Here is a 21938-nt window from a genome sequence, read left to right as displayed (position 1 = left end):
TAGGGTTTTCCAGCCCCTTCTCCTGACGCTACAAGACAAATGACCCACGTCGTCTCCGAAGCCTGCATCCGTTGCAAATACACCGACTGCGTGGACGTTTGTCCCGTCGACTGTTTCCGCGAAGGTCCCAACATGCTGGTGATCGACCCGGACGAATGCATCGACTGTGCCGTCTGCATCCCCGAATGCCCCGTCAATGCGATCTACGCCGAGGAAGACCTACCGGCCGACCAGCTCGCCTTCATCAAGCTGAACGCCGAGCTGGCCCTGGCCGACGGGTGGAAGAGCATCACCAAGCGCAAGCCCGCCCTGCCCGAAGCTGAAGAGTGGAAGGACAAGACCGGCAAGATCTCGGAGCTCGTGCGCTGAGCCAGGCGCCCGCACCGATCGAGACCGACGCGCTGATCATCGGCGCCGGTCCGGTCGGCCTGTTCCAGGCCTTCCAGCTGGGCCTGCTCGAGATTTCCTGCCACATCGTCGATGCGCTGCCCGCCGCGGGCGGCCAGTGCGTGGCGCTGTACGGCCACAAGCCGATCTACGACATTCCCGGCACCCCGGTCACCAGCGGGCGCGATCTGGCGCAGTCGCTGTTGCAGCAGGTGGCGCCGTTCAAGCCGCAATTCCACTTCGGCGAGCAGGTTTCTACCCTGGCCCGCCAGGACGACGACCGCCTGCTGCTGACCACCTCGGCCGGCACAGCCTTCCTCGCGAAGACCGTGTTCATCGCGGCGGGTGTCGGCGCCTTCGTGCCCAAGCGCATCGCGGTCGACGGCATCGCCCACTTCGAAGGTTCGGCGCTGTTCTATCACCCCGATTCGCTCGACCGCTTCGCCGGCCAGACGGTCGTGGTCAACGGCGGCGACGACATCGCACTGGAAACCGCCATCGCCCTCACGGCCCTGGCCAGGCAGGTCACGCTGGTCCACCGCCGCGACGGCTTCCAGGCCGACGAGGCGAACGTGGCCGCCATGCGCGCCCTCGTGGCCGACGGCAAGCTGGCCTTCCGGGTCGGCCAGCCGAGCGCCTTCGACGGCAAGCAACTGCAGATCACCACGCCCGACGCCACCACGGTCGACCTGCCGCTCGACGCGCTGGTCGCCTGCCTGGGCATTTCGCCGCGCCTGGGGCCCATCGCCGATTGGGGCCTGGAGCTGGAGCGCAAGCAGGTGCCGGTGGACACCGAGAAGTACGAAACCCGCGAGCCCGGTGTGTTCGCCGTGGGCGACATCAACACCTACCCGGGCAAGAAGAAGCTCATCGTCTGCGGCTTCCACGAGGCCACGCTGGCGGCTTGGGGCGCCGCGGCGCGGGTGTTCCCCGGCAAGGCGATCCCGCTGCAGTACACGACCACCAGCACGCGGCTGCACGAGCTGCTGGGCGTGGCTGGCTCTACGCCAGTGACCCCGCGCTGAGCAGCGCCCGGTAGGCGTCGATGAAGCTGCCCACGGCGGCGACGTAGCGCTCGATATCCTGCGCCGACAACGGCAGCGAGAGCACGACGAATCCGCGCGGCGAGGTGTAGATCCCCTCACTCAGCAGGTGGAAGAACAGCAGCTGCCGCAAGCGCCCATCCACCGCCGCCAGGTCGGCCACGCGCCGCACCTCGCCCCGCAGGAAATGCGCGTTCATGAGCGAGCCCACGCCGGTGAACTGCATCGCGACGCCTTCGCGTTCGCAGAGTGCGTTGAGCCCTGACCGCATCGCCTCGCCACGCTCGGCCAGCGCGCTCGCCGCCTCGGGCGTGAACAGCTGCGTGAGGCCCGCATAGCCGGCCGCCATCGTCATCACGTTGTTGTTGAAGGTGCCCGAATGCGCGAGCGCCCCGGTGCGCGGATCGAACTGCGCCATCACGTCCGCCCGCCCGCCGAAAGCGCCGAAGGACATGCCGCCGCCGATGTACTTGCCCAGCGTCGTGAGGTCGGCGCGAATGCCCAGGCCGTTTGCAAGGCCATGCGGCCCGAGCCGCGAGGTCATCACCTCGTCGAAGACCAGCAGCGCGCCGACCCGCGTGGCGCCGTCGCGCAGCGCCTGCAGGAACTCGCGCCCACCCGGAATGCAGCCACTCGCGCCCTGCATCGGCTCGACCAGGATGGCGGCGATGTCCGCGCCGTGCGCGTCGATCTGCACGCGCGCCGTATCGGCGTCGTTGTACGGCAGCACGAGGAAATCGAAGGGCACGGTCGTCGGCGACGGCTGGTCGCCGAAGCCGAGCACGCCCCCGTGGTAGCCGCCCGAGAACACGACGATCTTTCGCCGCCCCGTGAAACGCAGCGCGGCCGTCAGCGCCATCAGGTTCGCCTCGGTGCCCGAGTTGGTGAAGCGCAGCTGCTCGACCTGCGGAAAGCGCTCGCAGATCGTCTGCGCGAGCCGGCCTTCGAGCAGGTTGTGGCCCGTGAGGTTGATGCCGCCCTGCATCGCCTCGATGACGGCCTCGCGGATCTCGGGCGCCGAGTGGCCGTAGACGCCGGCCGTGTACTCGGCGATGAAATCGGTGTAGCGGTGGCCGTCCGCGTCCCAGAGCGACGCGCCCTCGCCTTTGGCGATGGTGAGCGGGAACGGCGCATAGAACAGCACCGAGCGGCTGTTGGCGCCGGGCATGTAGCGCGTCTGTGCCTCGAAACGGCTGCGGCTCTCGGGGTTGGCGTCGGTGAAACGCTGATGGGCGTCGGCAAGGGCACGGTCGACGGGATCGGCTGGAGTCGTCATGGAAGACATCCTTTCATGGGAAGCGTGCCGGGAGCGCCCGACTCGGTGCCTGGATTTTCGCCGCGGCCTGCCGACAGCAGGTAGACGGGCTCAGGCCGGGTCGAGCAGCTCGTAGAGCACCATCCGCGTCTGCCGCCCGCGCAGCTCCACCTGCTCTTCGATGCGCCGCGTGGCCAGCCGCCCGCCCAACCCTTCGAAGGTGGTCTCGGACATCAGCGTGCGCGTGCCCAGTTGCTTGTTGGTGCCCTCGATGCGGCTGGCCGCGTTGATCACGTCGCCCAGCGCCGTGTATGACAGGCGGTCGCTCGAACCGAGCACCCCGGCGATCACGACGCCGGTGTGCATGCCGATGCGCGTGCGAAAGGGCTGCAGGCCCTCGGCCTGCCAGCGGCGGTTGAGCTCGGTCATTTCGGCGTGCAGTTCGAGCGAGGCCACGCAGGCGCGGTGCTCCGCATCCGGCAGGTCGCTGGGCGCGCCCCACAGCACCATGATGCCGTCGCCCATGAACTTGTCGATCACGCCACCGTGGCGCGCAAACACGCGGGTGGCGAGGTTGAAGTAGTCGGTCAGCTGCCGCATCAGCACGTCGGCCGGCATCGATTCCGCGATGGCCGTGAAGCCCTCCACGTCGGTGAACATCGCGGTGACGCGGCGCGGCGACCCGTTGGGTTCGAGTGCATGCCCCTCGGCGATGAGCTGGCGGATCATGTCCACCGGCACGAACTTGCGAAAGGCTCGCAGGCTGCGCGCGGAATCGTCCAGCGCCTGGTTCAGGTGCTGGATCTCAAGCACGCGGCTCGACTCGCGCGGCAGGTCGTCGAGCTCCAGCCGTCCGATGCGCCGCGCCGTGCGCGAGAGGTTTTCGATGGGCGCGGTCACCAGCTTCGACAGCCGCAACGAAATGAAGAGCGCGATCGCCAGGAACGCCAGCACCAGCAGCAGCGACCACAGCACGTTGCGATGCAGCGCGCCCAGCAGCGCCTCTTCGGGCTCCCAGCTGACCAGATGCCAGTCGGTGGCCGCAATGCGCGAGGTCTGCACCTTGTAATGCTGGCCTTCGTGCACCAGCCCGAAGGCCATGTCCTCGGTCCAGCCGCGGCTGCCGTTGGCCAGCATGTGGGCGTGCAGCGCGCCGAGCACGCCGTCGTCGGGGTTCTCGAGCACGCGCACGGAATGCGGCTGGTCGCTGCGTGCGATCACGTGGTGGTCGGCACTCAGCAGCGCGCTGTGGCCGTGGCCCGTGCCGCCGAACAGGCGCACGAGGTTGGAGAGGTGCCCGAGCGACACGCTCGCGACCGCCACCAACGTCTGCGTGGCGCCCTCCTCGTCCTGCCGCCGGCTCGGCCGCGCATGGCTCACGCCGAGCTCCTTCATCGAGGGCAGCACGAAGGGCGCGGTCCACACGGCGCGCTGCGCCTTCTCGGCCTGCGTGAACCAGTCCTGGTGCACCGGGTCGTCCTCGCTGCGGAAGGCCTCGATGCGCGTCGTCTCGTAGCGCCGCCGCGGGTCTTCGTCGCCGTCGCTGTCGGGCGGCGACTTGTACTCCCAGGTCTCGGTGGTGGTGCGACCTTCGCGCAGCACCTGCCGCACCACCGACACGGGGTGGCGCATGGCCATCAGGAAATGGCCGTCGTCGCTGCCCACGCCAATGCTGTCGAGCTCGGACGTCTGCTCCAGCGCGGCCCAGAGCAGCTCGGCGGTCTGCTCGCCGTCATGGCCGGCCGGGTGCAGATCGGGCGTGTGGGCGATGGCGCGCACCAGGCCCTCGGTCTTGGAGAGGAAGGCGAGGATGTTGTCTTCGACCCGGTCATGGTTGACCTTGTGTGCCGACTCGCCGACCTTCGACACCAGCTTCTCCGCACCCCAGTAGCCGAAGGCGACCAGCAGCAACGACTGCAGCAGCGCGACCGCGCAGATGATGGTGCCGACGTCGACGCGGAAGCGCCGCAGGCGGATGTGCGGCGCGTTCGCGGGTGGCGCCGGTGCCGGGCCCGGGTGCTTGAAATCGTCTGCCATGTGTCGTGGTTCCCCCGGGGCATTTGAAACCGCCCTCGCGACGCGGATTTTCGTGCGTCTGTGGCGTTCTGCCGCGCAGGGATAAAATCCGCCCGCGCCGCAGTTCGCTGAGGCGCATCGCTAGGGGTGTCGAACCGGATTTTCCGGGGCTGACTGAGAGAGTCCCTTTGAACCTGACTGAGGTAATCCTCGCGCAGGGAAGCTGGTCCGGTGGCCTGTCGCGTTGTCTCGCGCGACGGCTGCGCCACTGGAGCCTCGCCCACCTGCCAAACCTTTTGCACTGGAGCAAAACGGATGGCACACGACCACGACAACGACAGTTCCGCTTCCGGCAACGAAGCGCTCACGCCCCTGCCCGCCTCCCGGCGCGTCTTCGGCTGGCACGACCACGCCTCGCTGTGGTTCAGCCTCGGCGTGGGGCTGCTGGTGATGCAGATCGGCGCCTACCTGGTGCCGGCCGTGGGCACGCGCGACGCGGCGCTGGCGATCGTGCTGGGCTCGCTGCTCGGCGCCGGGCTGCTGGCCTGGACCGCGCGGCTGGGCTGCGAAACCGGGCTGGCCAGCGCCGGCCTGATGCACGCCACCTACGGCAGCGCCTTCGCGCGGCTGCCGGTGCTGCTCAACATCGTGCAGCTGGTGGGCTGGACCACCTTCGAACTGGTGATCATGCGCGAGGGCACGCAGGCCATCGGGCAGCAGGCCTTCGGCCCCGCGCTGGGCACGGCCTGGGGCGGCGTGCTGACCACGCTGCTGTGGGGTGCGGTGCTGCTGGCGCTGCTGGCCGGCTCGATGGTGAAGCTGGTGCGCCGCTTCGTGAGCCGCTTCGGCCTGCCGCTGGTGGTGCTGTCGCTGCTGTGGCTCAGCTGGCAGTTCGCGACGCAGCTGCACGCCAAGGGCCTGGACGCCTTCTGGGCTCGGCCGGGCGACGGCAGCATGGGCATGTTCAGCGCGCTCGACCTGGTGATCGCGATGCCGGTGTCGTGGCTGCCGCTGGTGGCCGACTACGCGCGGCACGGCAAACGCAGCACGGGCGGTGGATTGGGCAGCGCGTTCAGCGGCACCTGGATCGGCTACGCACTGGCCAACATCTGGTGCTACGCGCTCGGCGTGATGGTGGTGAGCGTGGCCGAGCCGGGCACCAGCCTCGTCACGGCGCTGCTGCTGGCACAGGGCGGTCTGGTGGCGTTGGGCCTGATCCTCATCGACGAACTCGACAACGCCTATGGCGACGTGTACTCGGGCTCGGTGTCCACGCACAGCCTGCTGCCGGGTTGGAGCGTGAAGCGCTGGGGCCTGCTGCTGGCGGTGCTGTGCATCGGCCTGGCGCTGGTGCTGCCGATGCACACGCTCGAACCCTTCCTGTTGCTGCTCAGCTCGGTGTTCGTGCCGCTGTACGGCGTGATCCTGGGGCGCCTGGGCAACGGGAACACGGTCACGGCGGGCGGCACGCGCACCATCGACTGGGGCGCCGCGCTGATCTGGCTCGCGGGCATCGCGGCCTACCACGCGCTGGCCAAGTGGGCGCCGCAGTTCGGCTCGGCGCTGCCGACGCTGGCGGCGACTTTCGTGCTGGCGTGGATCAGCCGGCCGACAGCGGCAGCCGATGGGTCGGCACTGGCGCAAAGCCGTGGTTGAGCGGACCGTGGCCCGCACCGACCTGCACATTCGCACCGGCGCTCATCGCGCCGAGGATGTACGTGCGTGCGCGCTCGACCGCCTCGGGCAGCGCCAGGCCCAGCGCCAGGTGCGCGGCGATGGCCGACGAGAGCGTGCAGCCGGTGCCGTGCAGGTTACGGCTGGCGATGCGCTGCGACGCGAGCCGCTTGCGCGCGCCGTTGCGCTCCAGCAGCACGTCGACCACCTCGTCGCCCGGCAGGTGGCCTCCCTTGAGCAGCACGGCCTTCGCGCCGAGCGCGAGCAATTCGTCCGCCGCACCGTCGAGCGCGTCGATGCCGCCGATGGCATGGCCGACCAGCAAGGCGGCTTCGTCGAGGTTGGGCGTGACCACCACGGCGCGCGGGAACAACTCGCGCACCAGCACCTGCACCGTCTCGGCCGCGATCAGGCGGTCGCCGCTGGTGGCGATCATCACGGGGTCGAGCACCACGTTCTTCAGCTGGTAGCGGTCGATGGCCCAGGCCACCACCTCGACCACCTCGGGCGCGTGCAGCATGCCGAGCTTGACGGCGTCGACGCCGATGTCTTCGACCACGGCCTGGATCTGCGCCTTCAGGAAATCGGGCGGCACGCCGTGGATGCCCGTGACGCCCACCGTGTTCTGCGCGGTGAGCGCGGTGATGGCCGTCATGCCGTAGCAGCCGAGCGCCGCGAAGGTCTTGAGGTCGGCCTGGATGCCGGCGCCGCCGCCGCTGTCCGAGCCGGCGATGGAGAGCACGCGTGCGTAGCGTTGGGTGGGTGCGGGGGTCATGTCGAAAATTATCGGCGAGCCGATGGAGGTGCTGCATGAGCGCTTTGCAACCCCTGCCTTTCGGCTCGGCGGCGATCCTCGGCGCGGGCCTGATGGGCCGCCTGCTCGCGGTCGAGCTGACGCGCGCCGGCTGCCGCGTCGACCTGTACGAAGCCGGCAGTCCCGAGGCCGAAGGCGCGGCCGCGCGCGTGGCCGCGGCCATGCTCGCGCCATTGGCCGAATCGGCCGTGGCGCCGGTGTCGGTCGTGCGCATGGGCCAGCACGCGCTGTCGCGCTGGCCCGAGTTGCTGGCGCCGCTGGCGCAGCCCGTGTTCTTCCAGCGCGAAGGCACGCTGGTGCTGTGGCACCGGCAGGACGCCGCCGAGGCCACGCGGCTCGCCGGCGTGCTGGCGCGCACCGGCGCGCAGGTGCCCGAGCTGGCGCCGATGCAGGCGCTCGACACCCCCGCCGCCATCGCCACGCTGGAGCCCTCGCTGGGCACGCGCTTCGCCCGCGGCCTGTACCTGCCTGGCGAAGGCCAGCTCGACAACCGCGCGCTGCTGGCGTCGCTGCGCACCACGCTCGAGGCCGATGCACGCGTGACGCTGCACTGGCAGTCGCCGCGTGCGCCTACCGATTTTTCGCCCGGCACGGCAGGCCAGCCCGACTGGGTGATCGATTGCCGAGGCCTCGGCGCCAAGCCGCAATGGACCACACTGCGCGGCGTGCGCGGCGAAGTGATCCGCGTGCATGCGCCCGAGGTCACGCTGCAGCGCCCCACGCGACTCGTGCACCCGCGCTACCCGCTGTACATCGCGCCGAAGCCCGACCACCTGTTCGTGATCGGCGCGACCGAGATCGAATCGGACGACATGTCGCCCGCCAGCGTGCGTTCGACGCTCGAACTGCTGAGCGCGGCCTACGCGGTGCACAGCGGTTTCGCCGAGGCGCGCATCGTCGAGATCGCGACGCAATGCCGGCCCACGCTGCCCGACAACCTGCCGGCCATTCGCCAGCCGCAGCCGCGCGTGCTGCAGATCAACGGCCTGTACCGCCACGGTTTCATGATCGCGCCCGCGCTGCTCGATGCGGCGATGGAACTGCTGGTGCATGGCCGCTCCACGCTCGCGCAAGGCTTCGGCATGGACGGACCCGACGCATGACGACAACCTTTGCAACGATGAACCTCCTGATCAACGACAAGCCCTGCACGCTGCCCGACGGCGCGCTGCTCGCCGACGCACTCGCCGTGCTGCAAGCGGTGCCGCCTTTCGCGGTGGCGGTGAATCGCGAGTTCGTGCCGCGCTCGGCCTATGCCACGCACGCGCTGCATGCGGACGACCGCGTCGAAGTGATCCGCCCGGTGACCGGCGGTTGAACGAACGCACCAGAGACAAGACGATGGAGACGACAACCATGATCAATCCCGACCCGCTGGTCCTCTACGGCCAGACCTTCCACAGCCGCCTGCTGCTGGGCACCGCGCGCTACCCCTCGCCCGACGTGCTCGAAGCCGCCGTGCAGCGCGCCCAACCCGCGATGCTGACCGCCTCGCTGCGCCGCCAGACCGCCAGCCAGGGCTCTGGCAACAGCGACCTCGGCAACGGCTTCTGGGAGCTGCTGCGCAAGCTGGCCGTGCCGGTGCTGCCCAACACCGCCGGCTGCCACAGCGTGCAGGAGGTGATCGCCACCGCGCAGATGGCGCGCGAGCTGTTCGACACGCCGTGGATCAAGCTCGAACTCATCGGCGACGACTACACGCTGCAGCCCGACACGCTGAACCTCGTCGATGCGGCGTCGCAGCTGATCCGCGACGGCTTCCACGTGCTGCCCTACTGCACCGAGGATCTCGTGCTGTGCCAGCGCCTCGTCGATGTCGGCTGCCAGGCCGTGATGCCCTGGGCCGCGCCCATCGGCACCGGACGCGGGCCGGTCAATCCGTATGCGCTGCGCCTGCTGCGCGAGCGGCTGCAGGTGCCGATGCTGGTCGACGCGGGCCTTGGCCTGCCTTCGCACGCCTGCCAGGTGATGGAGTGGGGCTACGACGGCGTGCTGCTCAACACCGCCGTCGCGCTCGCGCAGGAACCGGTCGCGATGGCCGGTGCCTTTGCCGATGCGGTGCAGGCTGGCCGCTCCGCGTATCGCGCAGGCGCCATGGCCGCGCAGGATGCTGCACAGCCCAGCACGCCCGTGCTCGGCACGCCCTTCTGGCACCACGCGCCATGAACGCCATCGACACATCCAACGCCCGCGCCGTGGCGCAAGCCATCGTCGCGGCCCACGGCCTGCGCTTCGGCGCCGCCACGTCCACGCCCGTGAGCGGCGCGCCGCGTTTTACCTCCGACGACGCCGTCTACCGCGGTGCCAAGCAGGCCTGCACCGCGCTCGGCTTCATCGAGATCGACGCCGAATGCCTCGCCCATGCATGGCGCGCGCAGACCGAACGGCTCGGTCAGTTCGACGCATCGGCATGGCCCGATGCGCCGGTCGATTTCGGCATGGGCCCGTTTCCGCCGACCGCGCGCGCCGACGCCTTCCCGCCCTGCCCCGAACGGCTCGGCCTCTACGCCGTGCTACCCGACGCGGCATGGGTCGGCCGCATGGCGCGCGCCGGCGTGCCGACGGTGCAGTTGCGCTTCAAGTCGGACGACGTCGCCGCCGTCGCGCGCGAAGTGCAGGCCGCCGTCGAAGCTGTGCGCGGCACGGGGGCGCTGCTGTTCATCAACGACCACTGGCAGGTCGCCATCGCAGCCGGCGCCTACGGCATCCACCTCGGGCAGGAAGACCTCGACGCGCTGTCGACAGAAGAATTGCAGCAACTGCGCGCCTCGGGCTTGCGGCTCGGCGTGAGCACCCATGGCTACGCCGAGATGGTGCGCGCCGACGCGGTGAGCCCGAGCTACATCGCGATGGGCGCCATCTACCCGACCACGCTCAAGCGGATGGCAACCGCGCCACAGGGCGTGGCGCGGCTCGCGGCCTACGCGCGCCTGTTGCGCGGCTACCCGCAGGTGGGCATCGGCGGCGTCGATGCCGTGCGGTTGCCCGACGTGCTCGCCACCGGCGTCGGCTCGGTCGCCGTGGTGCGCGCGCTCGTGGCCGCCGACGACCCCGAGGCCACGGCCGCGCAATGGATGGCGGCGATGCAGGCCGCCCCGGTTTCCCCTGAACGCACAGAATGAACGCTCGACTTTTCTCGCACTCCCCGCTTTCGCGCGCGCTTGCCGCCGCCCTTCTCACTTTCGGTGCTTGCGGCGCGCATGCGCAATCGCAGGCCTTGCCCGAGGTCACCGTGAACGACGGCGCCGCCGCGCCACAGGCCGACATCAGCGGCTTCGGCGACGTGCCGCTGCGCGAGCTGCCGCTGTCGGCCACCATCATCGACAGCCAGCAACTGCGCAGCAGCGGCGCGCGCCGCCTCGCCGACCTGACGCAGTTCGACGCCTCGGTCACCGACGCCTACAACTCGGCCGGCTACTGGGACTACCTCACGGTGCGCGGCTTCGTGCTGGACAACCGCTTCAACTACCGGCGCGAAGGCCTGCCGATCAGCGCCGAGACCGCGATTCCGCTCGACAACAAGGAGCGCATCGAGATCCTGCGCGGCACCAGCGGCATCCAGGCCGGCACCAGTGCGCCGGGCGGGCTCGTCAACTACGTGGTCAAGCGGCCGACCGAGCAGGACCTGCGCACCATCCGCCTCGAAACCACGAGCCGCGGCAGCGTGCTCAGCGCGCTCGACTTCGGCGGCCGCTTCGGCGAGAACCGCCAGTTCGGCTACCGGCTCAACATGGCCGGCGAGAAGCTCAACCCCCTCACGCACAACCTCGACGGCAGTCGCCGCCTCTTCTCGCTCGCGGCCGACTGGCGCATCACGCGCGATTCGGTGCTCGAGTTCGAAGTCGAACAAAGCCACAAGCAGCAGCCAAGCCAGAACGGCTTCAGCCTGCTCGGCAACACCCTGCCCAGGCCCGTCGACCCGCGCATCAACCTCAACAACCAGCCGTGGTCACAGCCCTCGGTGTTCAAGGCGCTGACCGGCACCGTGCGCTTCTCGCAGGCGCTGAACGCCGACTGGCGCTGGAGTGCGCAGATCGGCCAGCAGCGCCTGAAGACCGACGACCGGCTGGCCTACGCCTTCGGTTGTGGCGCCGAAGGCAACTACGACCGCTACTGCTCCGACGGCACCTTCGACGTGTACGACTTCCGCAGCGAGAACGAGCGCCGCACGCAGACCGCGGGCAGCCTGAGCCTCAAGGGCAACGTGATGACGGGCAGCGTGCGGCACGAGCTGGGCTTTGGCCTGCTGCAAAGCCGTGTGCGCAACCGCTTCCAGGACCAGGCCTACAACTACGTCGGCACCGGCAACATCTGGGCGACTGCGATGACGCCGGCCGACCCGCGACTGACCGACGCCAACACCAACCGCAACGAGCGCTCGACCGAGCTGTCGGTGCAGGACGCGATCCGCTGGAACGACCGCTTCACGACCTGGATTGGCGCGCGGCACACGCGGCTGTCGCGCGACAGCCTCCGCACCGACGGCTCGCGCCCCACCGGCTACAGCGACAGCATCACCACGCCGTGGATCGCGGCCAGTTACACGATCCAGCCCGGGCTGCTCGCCTACGCGAGCTGGGGCAAGGGGGTCGAATCGCAGGTCGTACCCAACAAGAGCTCGCAGTACGCGAACGCCGGCGAGGCGCTGCCCGCGCTGCAGTCGCGCCAGTGGGAGCTCGGCCTGAAGGGTGGCGACGCCGCATTCAACTGGCAGGTCGCGTGGTTCGACATCTCGCGCCCGATGACCAACCTCGACCTGTGCGGCGAGTTCTGCACGGTGCGCAACGACGGCCGTGCGGTGCATCGCGGCCTCGAAGCCGGCGCGCAATGGACGGGCGGTCCCTGGCGCCTGGGCGGCAGCGTGGCGCTCATCGACGCCAAGCGCCGCGGCAGCACGACCGCGCCCGAACTCAACGGACAGGCGCCCACCAACGTGCCCAAGCAGGTGCTGCGCGCGCAGGCTGGCTACCGCTTCGCGTCCGTGCCAGGCCTCGAGCTGGCAGGACAGCTGTCGTACGAAGGCCGCCGAAACGTGCTGCCCGACGGCTCCATCCGGCTCCCGTCGTGGACGCGCCTCGATGCAGTGCTGCGCTACGACGCCAGGCTGGCCGGCATGGCCACAACCTGGACGCTGGCCGTCGACAACCTGTTCGACCGCCGCTACTGGAAAGAGTCGCCCTACCAGTTCAGCCACGTCTACCTGTTCCCGGGCGCGCCGCGCACGCTGCGCCTGGGCGTAAGCATTGCCATGTGAGCGCGGTGCTTTTGTCTTCGTTGCGGATTCGTCGCCACGAATTCGTTGCGCCCGCGCCTCGATGCTGCTCGGAGTTTTTGAAAGCCCAAAAACCACGCTATAATCTAAGGCNAGTTGGTAGAGCGCCGGACTGTTAATCCGTAGGTCCCTGGTTCGAGCCCAGGTCGAGGAGCCAGAACAAAGCCGCAAGGCCTCTGAATGGCCCGCTACTCACAAGGTAGCGGGCCTTTTCATTTGTGAGACGACAGTCGAGCGAAGATGCGAACAAAGCGATGGAAAGAAATCGCCCCTTGCACTTCGATTGTCAAAAATTGAGGGTCGGCGTTCAGAACGGCGATTCCATTGAATATAATTGAAGGCTTGANNAGTTGGTAGAGCGCCGGACTGTTAATCCGTAGGTCCCTGGTTCGAGCCCAGGTCGAGGAGCCACCATTTGTTGAAGGCCCGTTACTCACAAGGTAACGGGCCTTTTTGCTTTCCGCACCACCACTCGACCGTCGGTTTGCGGCACGCGGGCCTGTCCGACACGGGCGCCGTGCGCTGCGTGCAAAACTCTCTCTTGGCTAACAACTTCCGCGGCCCCGCTCAGGACAACCCCGTGCACGCGATCCGCCGGTCGGGCGTTGTTCGGGTTCAGTCATCCATAACAACCAAGGGCATCACGATGAAACTCACAAAAATTCTTCTGGCCGCCGCCGTGGCTGCCGCCACCTTGCCCGCCGTGGCGCAGGTGTCCGTCAACATCCATGTGCCGGGCCTGATCCAGGTCGCGCCGCCCGCGCCGCGCTACGAGCCCGTACCCCGCCCACGCAGCGGCCAGGTCTGGGTGCCCGGCCATTGGCAGTGGAACGACCGCGCCTACGCATGGCGCCCTGGTTACTACGTGGCCGCCCGCCCCGACTATGCGTACGCCCCGGGCGGCTGGGTGCGCGCCGATGGCGGCTGGCGCTGGCGCGAAGGCAATTGGCGCCGCGCCGAGCGCCGTGAGGCACGTCGCCATGATCGCGACCACGACCGCTACGACCACGACGACGATCACCGTGGCGGCGGTCACTGCCCGCCCGGCCAAGCCAAGAAGGGCCGCTGCTGATCGACTGGGCATCGTGTCTCCCCCGAAGCGCCCGGCGCCCGTACCGCCGGGCGCGAGTTGCCCGCAGAAGATTCAGCCTCGCGACTCGTGGCGGAAACCTATCGACCTCTAAGGCCATGCTCGGCAAATCTGGCCAGCGCCGCCTACACTCGCGCCTCATGACCTCCTTTCCGCCGCGTCTACACCCTGCACGCCCAGCCCTGCCCATGGCAGCGGACGGTCGCCGCGTGGGCGTCATCGCGGCGGCCACGTCGGTCCTCCGACGCACGTCCGCACATTCCTGAGCCCGGCGGTCCGCTACCTTCTTCTTGATGCGCACACCTTGACCGCCGGGCACCACACCGCGCGGTAGCGACCCCCTCAGTTCGAAGGCGGGTTGCGTTCATCTGGAGTGCTTCATGCTTTCAACCGTTCACGGGGAGCGCACGCTCACCGAACTCGATTACGTCCGTCTCAACAAATTCGCGGACGGGCCGCTCCCTGCGGCCCTCGCCGATCTGCTCGACACAGCCGACATCCTTCCTTCACGGGAAATACCCTCGGACATCGTCACGATGTACACGCAGGTGGAAGTGGAAGACCTGCCTGGCGGACCGCGGCACAAGATCGTGATCTGCTATCCCGCCGATGCGCAGCCAACCACAGGGTTCATCTCCGTGTTCTCGCCCGTTGGCATCGGCCTGCTCGGCCAGAAGACAGGCGCGGTCGCACGCTGGAGGACGCCCGGCGGCGGTGAACACAGCACGCGCGTGATCGCCGTGCTGTTCCAGCCGGAAGCCAGCGGCGACTACACGACCTGAACCTTCGCCGGCTCAGGCCGTCATGGCCGACGGTCAGTGCTGCATCACGCCGACGCCGCCACGGCCCCGGTCCTTTGCACTGTCGAGGGTTGCGCTGACGGCGCTGGTGTTGACCGCCAGCGCCACCAGCACCGCACCGACGAAGGAAGGGTCGGCGCTGCCGCTGTAGCCCGACGCCCCGGCAATGGACAGGGCTTGCGCGACCTGCTGCGTGGTCAACTCCACCGCGGCTTCTCCCACGAGGTTTCTCTTCTTTGTGGCCATCAAAAAACTCCTGCAAATGAAGATGAGACTGTAAACACAGCCTCCGCAGGCGTCACGAATGCTCCTGTCTGCATGACTTTCGACACTGGCGACCGTGTCGGGGCACCCGTATCGTCGCGCGGGCGCGGTGCCTGCCGGTGGGTCGGGCGCCACATTGTTTTCACTTGACGGACAGGGACATGCCTTTTTCCAAACTCTCTCTCGCCAGCGCACTCGCGGGCCTGCTCGTGCTTTCCGGTTGCCAGACCATGGACATGCAGATGGGCGCACCGTCGGCCAAGACCACGGCCACGGGCAGCGCCGCCGGCGGCGCCACGGCGGGCGAAAGCAGCCAGCTCGAACGCTGCGACTCTCCGCTGGGCACGGTCTCCCTCATCGAGAACGTCAACGCCGGCTGGTACACCATCCTCACGGGCGAATACCGCCTGCCGCCTACTGCAAATCTGTTGCGCTTGCTGGTGCAGCAATCGAACTGCTTCATCGTGGTCGAGCGCGGCGCAGCCGGCATGAACGCGATGACGCGTGAACGCGCGCTGATGCAGTCGGGCGAGATGCGTGGCGGCAGCAATTTCGGCCGCGGCCAGATGGTGGCGTCCGACTACGGCCTGTCGCCCGAGATCGTGTTCAGCAACAACGACGCCGGTGGCCTCGGCGGTGCGCTCGGCGGTCTCGTGGGCGGCGGCCGTGGCCGCGCCATCGCGGCCGTGGGCGCCAGCCTGCAGACCAAGGAAGCCAGCGCGCTGCTGACGCTCATCGACAACCGCTCGGGCGTGCAGGTCGCGGCCTCGGAAGGCAGCGCCTCCAAGACCGACTTCGCGGGCTTCGGCGGCCTCGGTGGCCGCAGCGGCGCGGGCGGCATCGGCGGCTACACCAACACCGCACAGGGCAAGGTGATCGCGGCGGCCTTCATGGATGCGTTCAACCAGATGGTCCGTTCGCTGCGCAACTACAAGGCGCAAACGGTGCGTGGCCAAGGCCTGGGCGGCGGTGGCCGCCTGGGCGTGGACGGCGGTGCTGCACCGTCGCAGACCTCGGCGCCGGCAGCCCGCAAGCGCCGCAAATAAGCAGGCGCACGGAGGCTGTTCAGGCGGTCTCCTCGATCGCCTCCGTCAGGAACCGCACAAACGCCCTGCCCGCATCGGGCAGCGAGCGGCCTGCCAGTGTCTCGACCTCGAGATGGCGCTCATTCATCTCCCTGTCCTTCAGCGCAATCGCGACCAGCGCCCGGGTCTTGAGCAGCGTGCGAATCGACAGCGCCCCATAGAACGCGATGCTGCCGCCGCCCGCCGCCGCGAAGCTCACCAGCGCGTTCGCATGGTTGCTCGACATGGCCTGCACATACTGCAGGCCCTGCCGGCCGCAGCTGATGTCCAGCAGCTGCCGGATCGAGCTGCCCTCGGGCGGCAATCCCAGCGGATAGCCCACCACCTGGCGCAGCGACAACTGCCTCTGCGCCGCCAGCGGATGCCCCTTGGCCATCACCGCGAGGATCGGGCTGGGATGCCGCAGCTCGACCTTGATGCCGGCCTCGGGCAGCGCGCTCAGCGTCATGCCCACGTCCGCTTCGCCGTCGCGGATGCGGCGCGGGATGTCGGTCGGCGTGCTGACTTCCAGGTGAAAGCGGATGCCTTCGTACTTCTCGCGAAAGCGCGAGATCAGCGTCGGCAGGAAGTCGAAGGCGAAGCCCTCGGTACTCACCACGCGCACATGCCCGCTGCGCAGGCCGCGAAGGCCCGCGATGTCGCTCGCGACACGCTCGATGTCCTGCTGCGTCCGCTTGGCATGAGCGGCCAGCAGTTCGCCGGCCGCGTTGGGCACCATGCCGCGCGCGTGGCGGTCGAACAGCAGCGTGTCGAGTTCGCGTTCCAGGCGCGCCACCTGCCGGCTCACAGCAGAGGGCGCGACGTTGAGGCGAAGCGCCGCCTCCTTCACCGAACCGCTTTTCACGACCTCGAGAAAGTACCGGACGGCGGGCTCCTGCAGGGCTTGAAGTCGCATGATTTCCTCCGGGCCGGACGACGGCCAGTGCATTGCGTCGATTGCCTGTTTGGCAACGGACAATTCTAAACATTGCGCTTGTGGCAGTCGAAGTCCGCTCCTACGATGGAATTTCACAGGAGCCCATCCATGAAAAACCTCTTCGCATTGGCCAGCATCGCGCTGGCCGCCTGCCTCGGTCTTGCTTCGCTGACCGCCTCCGCGGCGGAGCCGGTTTTCCCGTTGCGGCCGGTCACGCTCGTGATTCCGTTTCCGCCCGGCGGCGCGACGGACGTGAACGGCCGGATCATCGGCCAGCGCCTCGCGAAAGAACTGGGCCAACCCGTCGTCATCGAGAACCGCGCCGGGGCGGGCACGATCATCGGCGCAAGCTACGTCTCCAAGGCGGCGCCCGACGGCTACACGCTGCTCGTGAGCTCGGGCACCACCTTCACCGTCAACCCCGCCATCCGCCCCAACCTGCCGTACGACCCGGTCAAGGGCTTCGAACCGATCGGCATCGCCGGGCGGCTCGCGCTCATCCTGCTGGCCAACAGCGAAGTGCCGGTGAAGACCGTCAAGCAGTTCGTGGACTACGTCAAGGCCTCGTCCGGCACATATTCCTACGCCTCCTACGGCACCGGCACGACCTCGCATTTCGCGGGCGAAACGATCCTGCATGCGGCCGGCCTGAAGATGACGCATGTGCCTTACAAGGGCAGCGCACCGGCCATGACGGACCTGATGGGCGGGCAGGTCGCGTTCAGCGTCGACACGGTGAGCGCGGCCATCCCCCAGCTCAAGAGCGGCAAGATCAAGGCCATCGCGGTGACGACGGCCAAGCGCTCCAGCCTGTTGCCCGACGTGCCCAGCCTGGCCGAGAGCGGCTATCCCGACATCGACATGGATTCCTGGCTGATCCTCGCCGCACCGCGCGGCCTGCCCGCCAATGCGAAGACCCGGCTCGAGAAGGCGCTCGCCGCGACCATGGCCGATCCGGACACGCGGGCCAAACTGAGCGCCCAGGGGCTGGAGCCGGTGTACAGCAATGCCGCGGCGGCCAGCGAGCTCATCAACCGGGAACTGCCTGTGATGCGCGCCATCGCCGCCCGCGCAAACATCACCGCCGATTGATCCATCGAACCTCGCAATGTCCACACCCAACGAACTTGTCGAACACTCCGCCGTCGAACTGCGCCGCCTCATCGGCAGCAAGGCGATCTCGCCCCTCGAACTGCTCGAGGCGTGCATCGCGCGCATCGCGCAGACGAATCCCTTCGTCAATGCGGTGACCGCAACCTGCTTCGACCGCGCGCGATCGGAAGCCACCGCCGCCGAGAATGCCGTGATGCAAGGCGAGCCGCTGGGCCTGCTGCACGGTCTCCCGCTGGGCGTGAAAGACCTGGAGCCGACCGAGGGCCTGCTCACCACCTGGGGATCGCCGATCTACCGCGACCACGTGCCGCAGGAAGACATCGAACTGGTCGCACGCCTTCGCAAGGCCGGTGCCATCGTGGCCGGCAAGACCAACGTGCCCGAAATGGGCGCAGGCGCCAATTCGCGCAACGAGGTCTGGGGGGCCACCGGCAACCCGTTCAATCCGAACCTGAATGCGGGCGGCTCCTCCGGCGGATCGGCCGCGGCCCTCGCCTGCGACATGCTGCCCGTGTGCACCGGCTCCGACACCGGCGGGTCGCTTCGCATTCCGGCCGCCAAGTGCGGCGTGGTGGGTTTTCGGCCCTCGCCGGGCATCGTGCCGAGCGTGCGAAAGCCACTGGGCTGGACGCCGATCTCGGTGGTCGGGCCGATGGGCCGCACGGTGGAAGACGCCTGCCTGCAACTCGCTGCCTCGGCCGGAATGAACGCGGGCGATCCGCTCAGCTATCCGCTGGACCCCTTGTCTTTTCTCAAGCCGATGGACATCGACCTCGGCGGGCTTCGCGTCGCGTGGACCGAAGACTTCGGCCTCTGCGCGGTGAGCGACAGCATCCGCGCCGCGATGCGCCGCAAGATCGGTTCGATGCGCTACCTGTTCCGCCATTGCGACGAAGTGCGCTTCGACCTGGGCGATGCGCACCGCTGCTTCGATGTACTGCGCGCCGAGGCCTTCGTGGCGGGCATGCACGCCGCCTACGAGCGCGACCCAGAGAGCCTCGGCCCCAACCCGCGCGCGAACTACGAGATGGGCGCGCGCATGAGCCTGCTGGACAGCGCCTGGGCGCAGGCCGAGCAGACGCGCCTCATCAAGCGCTTCCAGTCCACCTTCGCCGACTACGACCTCGTGCTCTCGCCGACCACGCCGGTCTCGCCCTTCCCGTGGACGCAGCCTTATGCGGACACCATCAACGGCGAGAAGCAGGCGAACTACTACCGCTGGTTGGCGCTGACCTATGTCGTCACCCTCACGACGCATCCTGCGATCACACTGCCGTGCGGCGTCGACCATGCGGGCATGCCGTTCGGACTGCAGGTGGTGGGCGGCTTCCGCGCCGACCGCCAGCTGCTAGGCGCGGCGCACGCGATGGAGAAGGCCTTCGCCGCCGAAGTGCAATTGCGCCGCCCGCGTCCCGACCTGTCGCTGCTGCGCCCTGCCGAGCCGGCGCTCACCTCGATCGTCCGGACGCCGCCGACGCCGTCCGGCGGCACGAGCGAGGCCACCATCACCACAGCCGTCTGACCCCATCGGCCGAGGGGCACAATCAACCTCCTCTGGAGGTGAACACGATGGATGGTCTGGAAGAGTCGGCGCAAGCAGCCAAGGGCAAGCTCGTTTATCCCTTTGCGGAGCTTCCGCAGCGCGGCAGGTCGATCGAGGTCGCAGCAGGCGTGCACTGGATCCGCATGCCGCTGCCCTACTCGCTCGACCATATCAACCTGTGGGCGCTGGACGACGGCGACGGCTGGGCCGTGGTCGACACCGGCGTGCGCACCGAAGAAACGGTGGCCGTGTGGCGCGAGCTGTTCGCCCACTCGCCCGACACGCGCGGCCTCACCCGCGTCTTCGTGACGCACATGCACCCCGACCACGTCGGCATGGCCGGCTGGCTCACGCGCAAGTTCGGCGTTCGGCTGTGGATGACCCGCTCCGAATACCTCATGTGCCGCGTCATGGTGTCCGACACCGGCCGCGAAGCACCCGACGACGCCATCGCCTTCTACCGGCGCGCCGGCTGGGGCGAGGCCGCCATCGAGACCTACCGCACGCGCTTCGGCAACTTCGGCAAGCACATCCACCCGCTGCCCGACAGCTTCCGGCGCCTGCGCGACGGCGAGGTGCTGCGCATCGGTGCGCACGACTGGCGCGTCGTCACCGGCAACGGCCATTCGCCCGAGCATGCGTGCCTGCACTGTCCCGACCTGAGGGTGCTGATCTCGGGCGACCAGATCCTGCCGCGCATCTCGTCGAATGTGTCGGTGTCGCCCGTCGAGCCCGACGCCGACCCGATGGCCGACTGGCTCTCGTCGCTCGCCAAGCTCAAGCGTGAAGTGCCCGACGACGTGCTGGTGCTGCCTTCGCACAACGAGTGCTTCCGCGGCCTGCACGCGCGCATCGACCGGCTGCAGCAAGGGCAGGAGCGCTCGCTCGACCGCTTGCGCAACACATTGAAGGCGCCCAAGCGCGCGGTCGATGTGTTCACGAGCCTGTTCGCGCGCAGCATCGCCGAATCCGACGTGCCGTTGCTGGGCATGGCCACCGGTGAGAGCCTTGCCTGCCTCAACTACCTGCGGCATCGCGGTGAAGTGGCGTGCGACATCGCCGACGACGGGGTGGCCTGGTACCGGCTGACGTCCACCGGCTGAGCGTCGGTCAGACCTCGAGCACGACCTTGCCGATGTGCCCGGCACGCTCGAGGTAGCGGTGGGCCTGCAAGACGTGTCATGCCACGTGTTCGGCGGTGCGCCACGAAACGCTCAACGAAACCAACCGCAACGAAGTCGTGGCCGCGCTGCTGGCCTGGCTCGCGCGCATCGTGCGATGAAACGCTTCGCAGGTCCAGATCGATGGGCCTGACCTCGAGGCCTAGAGGCTCGCCAGTATCCCGGTCGACGTGGCCTCCGCAGCCAGCTTTCCGTCGGGGTTGTAGAGCGCCGCTTCAAGAAACGCCACGCGTTTGCCGCGCCGGATCACGCGCCCTTCGACCCGGCCTTCGCCGGGGCCCACCTTCTCGTAGAAGCTCACCTTGATCTCCAGGCTGAAGACCGTCTGCGACTGGTCGGTGTCGTGCATGACGGCATGGGCCATGGCGGCGTCGAGCCAGGCGGTGATGAAGCCGCCCTGGGCGATCGTGCCGTTCGTGTGGCAGTACTCGCGGCGCACGGTGAAGGCGGCCTTCAGCGTCTTGTGCTCGGCGTCCCAGCCGGTCACATGGAAGTTGCCCATCGATTCGGACAGGGCCTGGCCCGAGCGGATGCGGGCTTCCAGTTCATCGTTCATTGGTTTCATTCGCGGCAGGTGAAGCAGCGGGCATTCTCATCCGAAAGCGCGCCCGGCCGTCCGCCCGTTCAGAGGTAGCGCACCTGCGCCGGCGCCGCGAACCAGGCGAGACTCGCGGCGCGCGTCGCCACACGTCTGGACATCATCGCGCGCCAGCAGGGTACCTCCCTCCCTCGTCTATAGGATGGGCCCGCCCGATACCGGTCGATAGGCTTGCGGCACCTGCAACCTCCGATCGGAAATGGATCTGCCCATGCGCCTCGGTCACGTCGGCGGAAGCCCGCCATGCCCCTGACCGCCACCCAGGTTGCCGTGGTCGAGGACGACAGCGGCATGCGCGAGCGCATCGCACGCGTGATCGGCGCAGACCCGGCGCTGGCGCTGGCCTTCAGCGCCGCGAACGCGGTCGACATGCTGAACTGGCTCACGGACAACCCGGTCGATGTGCTGCTGGTCGACCTCGGCCTGCCCGACCACCCCGGCCTGCAGGTGATCCGCCAGTGCCGACGCATGCAGCCCGCCTGCGCGGTGATGGTGCTGACGATCTTCGGCGACGAGGCCCACATGGTGCAGGCCTTCGAGGCTGGCGCGCGCGGCTACCTGCTGAAAGACGGCACCGAAGCCGACCTGGCGGCGCACCTGCGCCACCTGGGCGCCGGCGGTTCACCGCTGCCACCGGGCATCGCGCGGCAATTGCTGCGCCGCTGGCAGGCAGCCGACGCCCACAGCACCGAGCACCTCTCGGCGCGCGAGGCCGAGGTGCTCGACCGGGTCTCTCGTGGTTTCACCTATGCCGAAATCGGCGCGCAGATGGGAGTCTCCGCATCGACGGTTCAAATCCACATCAGAAACATCTACGGCAAGCTGGATGCGCCTCCCTCCTCGCAAGCCGCGTTGGCGCCCCGTCCTGATGGCCGGCTTTCCTAGCC

The 21938-nt window shown here is 68.6% G+C and carries 21 protein-coding genes and 1 riboswitch; of the genes, 15 read left to right on the top strand and 6 right to left on the bottom strand.

The genetic code is table 11. The features are described from left to right. Window positions 1-39 precede the first annotated feature (39 nt). Both fdxA and ASD34_RS18940 read left to right on the top strand, forming a co-directional pair. Window positions 40-369 (top strand): ferredoxin FdxA, encoded by a 330-nt coding sequence (gene fdxA, locus ASD34_RS18945; RefSeq protein WP_056580277.1) that lies wholly within the window; start codon window positions 40-42, stop codon window positions 367-369. Then, window positions 327-1412 (top strand): NAD(P)/FAD-dependent oxidoreductase, encoded by a 1086-nt coding sequence (locus tag ASD34_RS18940; RefSeq protein WP_056580276.1) that lies wholly within the window; start codon window positions 327-329, stop codon window positions 1410-1412. Before fdxA ends, ASD34_RS18940 begins: the two co-directional genes overlap by 43 nt. Here ASD34_RS18940 and ASD34_RS18935 read toward each other — a convergent pair. Both ASD34_RS18935 and ASD34_RS28605 read right to left on the bottom strand, forming a co-directional pair. Next, on the bottom strand, window positions 1390-2715 hold the full coding sequence (locus tag ASD34_RS18935; RefSeq protein WP_414929882.1) for an aspartate aminotransferase family protein: 1326 nt from the start codon (window positions 2713-2715) through the stop codon (window positions 1390-1392). The genes ASD34_RS18940 and ASD34_RS18935 overlap by 23 nt on opposite strands. A gap of 81 nt (window positions 2716-2796) precedes the next feature. Beyond that, complete coding sequence (locus ASD34_RS28605) at window positions 2797-3345, bottom strand: adenylate/guanylate cyclase domain-containing protein (protein ID WP_414929889.1); 549 nt, start codon at window positions 3343-3345, stop codon at window positions 2797-2799. Window positions 3346-4834: 1489 nt separating this feature from the next. Further along, window positions 4835-4939, top strand: a riboswitch (TPP riboswitch). 77 nt (window positions 4940-5016) lie between these two features. Between ASD34_RS28605 and ASD34_RS18925 the strand changes: the two genes are divergently transcribed. Further along, window positions 5017-6357, top strand: coding sequence for a purine-cytosine permease family protein (locus tag ASD34_RS18925; RefSeq protein WP_056580270.1), 1341 nt, complete (start codon window positions 5017-5019; stop codon window positions 6355-6357). On the opposite strand, the gene thiD is transcribed toward ASD34_RS18925, so the two are convergent. Continuing rightward, window positions 6302-7150 carry a bifunctional hydroxymethylpyrimidine kinase/phosphomethylpyrimidine kinase gene (thiD, locus tag ASD34_RS18920; RefSeq protein ID WP_056580268.1) on the bottom strand — a complete coding sequence of 283 codons (849 nt, stop codon included), beginning with the start codon at window positions 7148-7150 and terminating at the stop codon, window positions 6302-6304. The two genes, ASD34_RS18925 and thiD, sit on opposite strands and share 56 nt — an antisense overlap. A 35-nt stretch (window positions 7151-7185) precedes the next feature. Between thiD and ASD34_RS18915 the strand changes: the two genes are divergently transcribed. From ASD34_RS18915 to ASD34_RS18880, 7 genes are all read left to right on the top strand, one after another. Next, a complete protein-coding gene (locus ASD34_RS18915) occupies window positions 7186-8292 on the top strand; it encodes an FAD-dependent oxidoreductase (protein WP_056580265.1) in 1107 nt (368 codons plus the stop codon). A gap of 17 nt (window positions 8293-8309) precedes the next feature. Beyond that, window positions 8310-8507: a sulfur carrier protein ThiS gene (gene thiS, locus ASD34_RS18910; RefSeq protein ID WP_056580263.1), complete on the top strand. Its 198-nt coding sequence runs from the start codon at window positions 8310-8312 to the stop codon at window positions 8505-8507. Between the two features lie 38 nt (window positions 8508-8545). Continuing rightward, entirely contained in the window at window positions 8546-9355 is an 810-nt protein-coding gene (locus ASD34_RS18905) for a thiazole synthase (RefSeq protein ID WP_157609713.1), read from the top strand. Next, entirely contained in the window at window positions 9352-10311 is a 960-nt protein-coding gene (locus ASD34_RS18900) for a thiamine phosphate synthase (RefSeq protein ID WP_056580258.1), read from the top strand. Before ASD34_RS18905 ends, ASD34_RS18900 begins: the two co-directional genes overlap by 4 nt. Next, window positions 10308-12443 (top strand): TonB-dependent siderophore receptor, encoded by a 2136-nt coding sequence (locus tag ASD34_RS18895; RefSeq protein WP_056580256.1) that lies wholly within the window; start codon window positions 10308-10310, stop codon window positions 12441-12443. Before ASD34_RS18900 ends, ASD34_RS18895 begins: the two co-directional genes overlap by 4 nt. 664 nt (window positions 12444-13107) lie before the next feature. After that, window positions 13108-13533 carry a YXWGXW repeat-containing protein gene (locus ASD34_RS18885; RefSeq protein WP_056580253.1) on the top strand — a complete coding sequence of 142 codons (426 nt, stop codon included), beginning with the start codon at window positions 13108-13110 and terminating at the stop codon, window positions 13531-13533. Between the two features lie 398 nt (window positions 13534-13931). Further along, window positions 13932-14333, top strand: coding sequence for a GreA/GreB family elongation factor (locus ASD34_RS18880; RefSeq protein WP_056580251.1), 402 nt, complete (start codon window positions 13932-13934; stop codon window positions 14331-14333). A 33-nt stretch (window positions 14334-14366) separates the two neighbouring features. Here the strand turns inward: ASD34_RS18880 and ASD34_RS18875 are convergent, their stop codons facing one another. Then, window positions 14367-14597 (bottom strand): hypothetical protein, encoded by a 231-nt coding sequence (locus ASD34_RS18875; protein WP_056580249.1) that lies wholly within the window; start codon window positions 14595-14597, stop codon window positions 14367-14369. A gap of 179 nt (window positions 14598-14776) precedes the next feature. Between ASD34_RS18875 and ASD34_RS18870 the strand changes: the two genes are divergently transcribed. After that, window positions 14777-15661: a peptidoglycan-binding protein gene (locus ASD34_RS18870; protein ID WP_056580247.1), complete on the top strand. Its 885-nt coding sequence runs from the start codon at window positions 14777-14779 to the stop codon at window positions 15659-15661. A 19-nt stretch (window positions 15662-15680) separates the two neighbouring features. On the opposite strand, the gene ASD34_RS18865 is transcribed toward ASD34_RS18870, so the two are convergent. Further along, window positions 15681-16595 (bottom strand): LysR family transcriptional regulator, encoded by a 915-nt coding sequence (locus ASD34_RS18865; RefSeq protein ID WP_056582534.1) that lies wholly within the window; start codon window positions 16593-16595, stop codon window positions 15681-15683. 129 nt (window positions 16596-16724) lie between these two features. Here ASD34_RS18865 and ASD34_RS18860 point away from each other — a divergent pair, with 129 nt between their 5' ends. The 3 genes from ASD34_RS18860 to ASD34_RS18850 are packed head-to-tail and all read left to right on the top strand — an operon-like array spanning window position 16725 to window position 20375. Beyond that, a complete protein-coding gene (locus tag ASD34_RS18860) occupies window positions 16725-17708 on the top strand; it encodes a Bug family tripartite tricarboxylate transporter substrate binding protein (RefSeq protein WP_056580245.1) in 984 nt (327 codons plus the stop codon). A gap of 16 nt (window positions 17709-17724) precedes the next feature. After that, window positions 17725-19251, top strand: coding sequence for an amidase (locus tag ASD34_RS18855; RefSeq protein ID WP_056580243.1), 1527 nt, complete (start codon window positions 17725-17727; stop codon window positions 19249-19251). A gap of 47 nt (window positions 19252-19298) precedes the next feature. Next, complete coding sequence (locus ASD34_RS18850; RefSeq protein WP_056580241.1) at window positions 19299-20375, top strand: MBL fold metallo-hydrolase; 1077 nt, start codon at window positions 19299-19301, stop codon at window positions 20373-20375. Window positions 20376-20595: 220 nt separating this feature from the next. On the opposite strand, the gene ASD34_RS18845 is transcribed toward ASD34_RS18850, so the two are convergent. Continuing rightward, window positions 20596-21009, bottom strand: coding sequence for a PaaI family thioesterase (locus tag ASD34_RS18845; protein WP_056580239.1), 414 nt, complete (start codon window positions 21007-21009; stop codon window positions 20596-20598). Between the two features lie 285 nt (window positions 21010-21294). Here ASD34_RS18845 and ASD34_RS18840 point away from each other — a divergent pair, with 285 nt between their 5' ends. Then, a complete protein-coding gene (locus ASD34_RS18840) occupies window positions 21295-21936 on the top strand; it encodes a response regulator transcription factor (protein ID WP_056580237.1) in 642 nt (213 codons plus the stop codon). Window positions 21937-21938 lie beyond the last annotated feature (2 nt).

Origin of the sequence: Variovorax sp. Root473 (assembly GCF_001426505.1) — a bacterium.
Taxonomy (GTDB): Bacteria; Pseudomonadota; Gammaproteobacteria; order Burkholderiales; family Burkholderiaceae_C; genus Variovorax.
The sequence above is the reverse complement of the archived record's forward strand: the minus strand, read 5'-3'. Positions and strand labels throughout refer to the sequence as shown.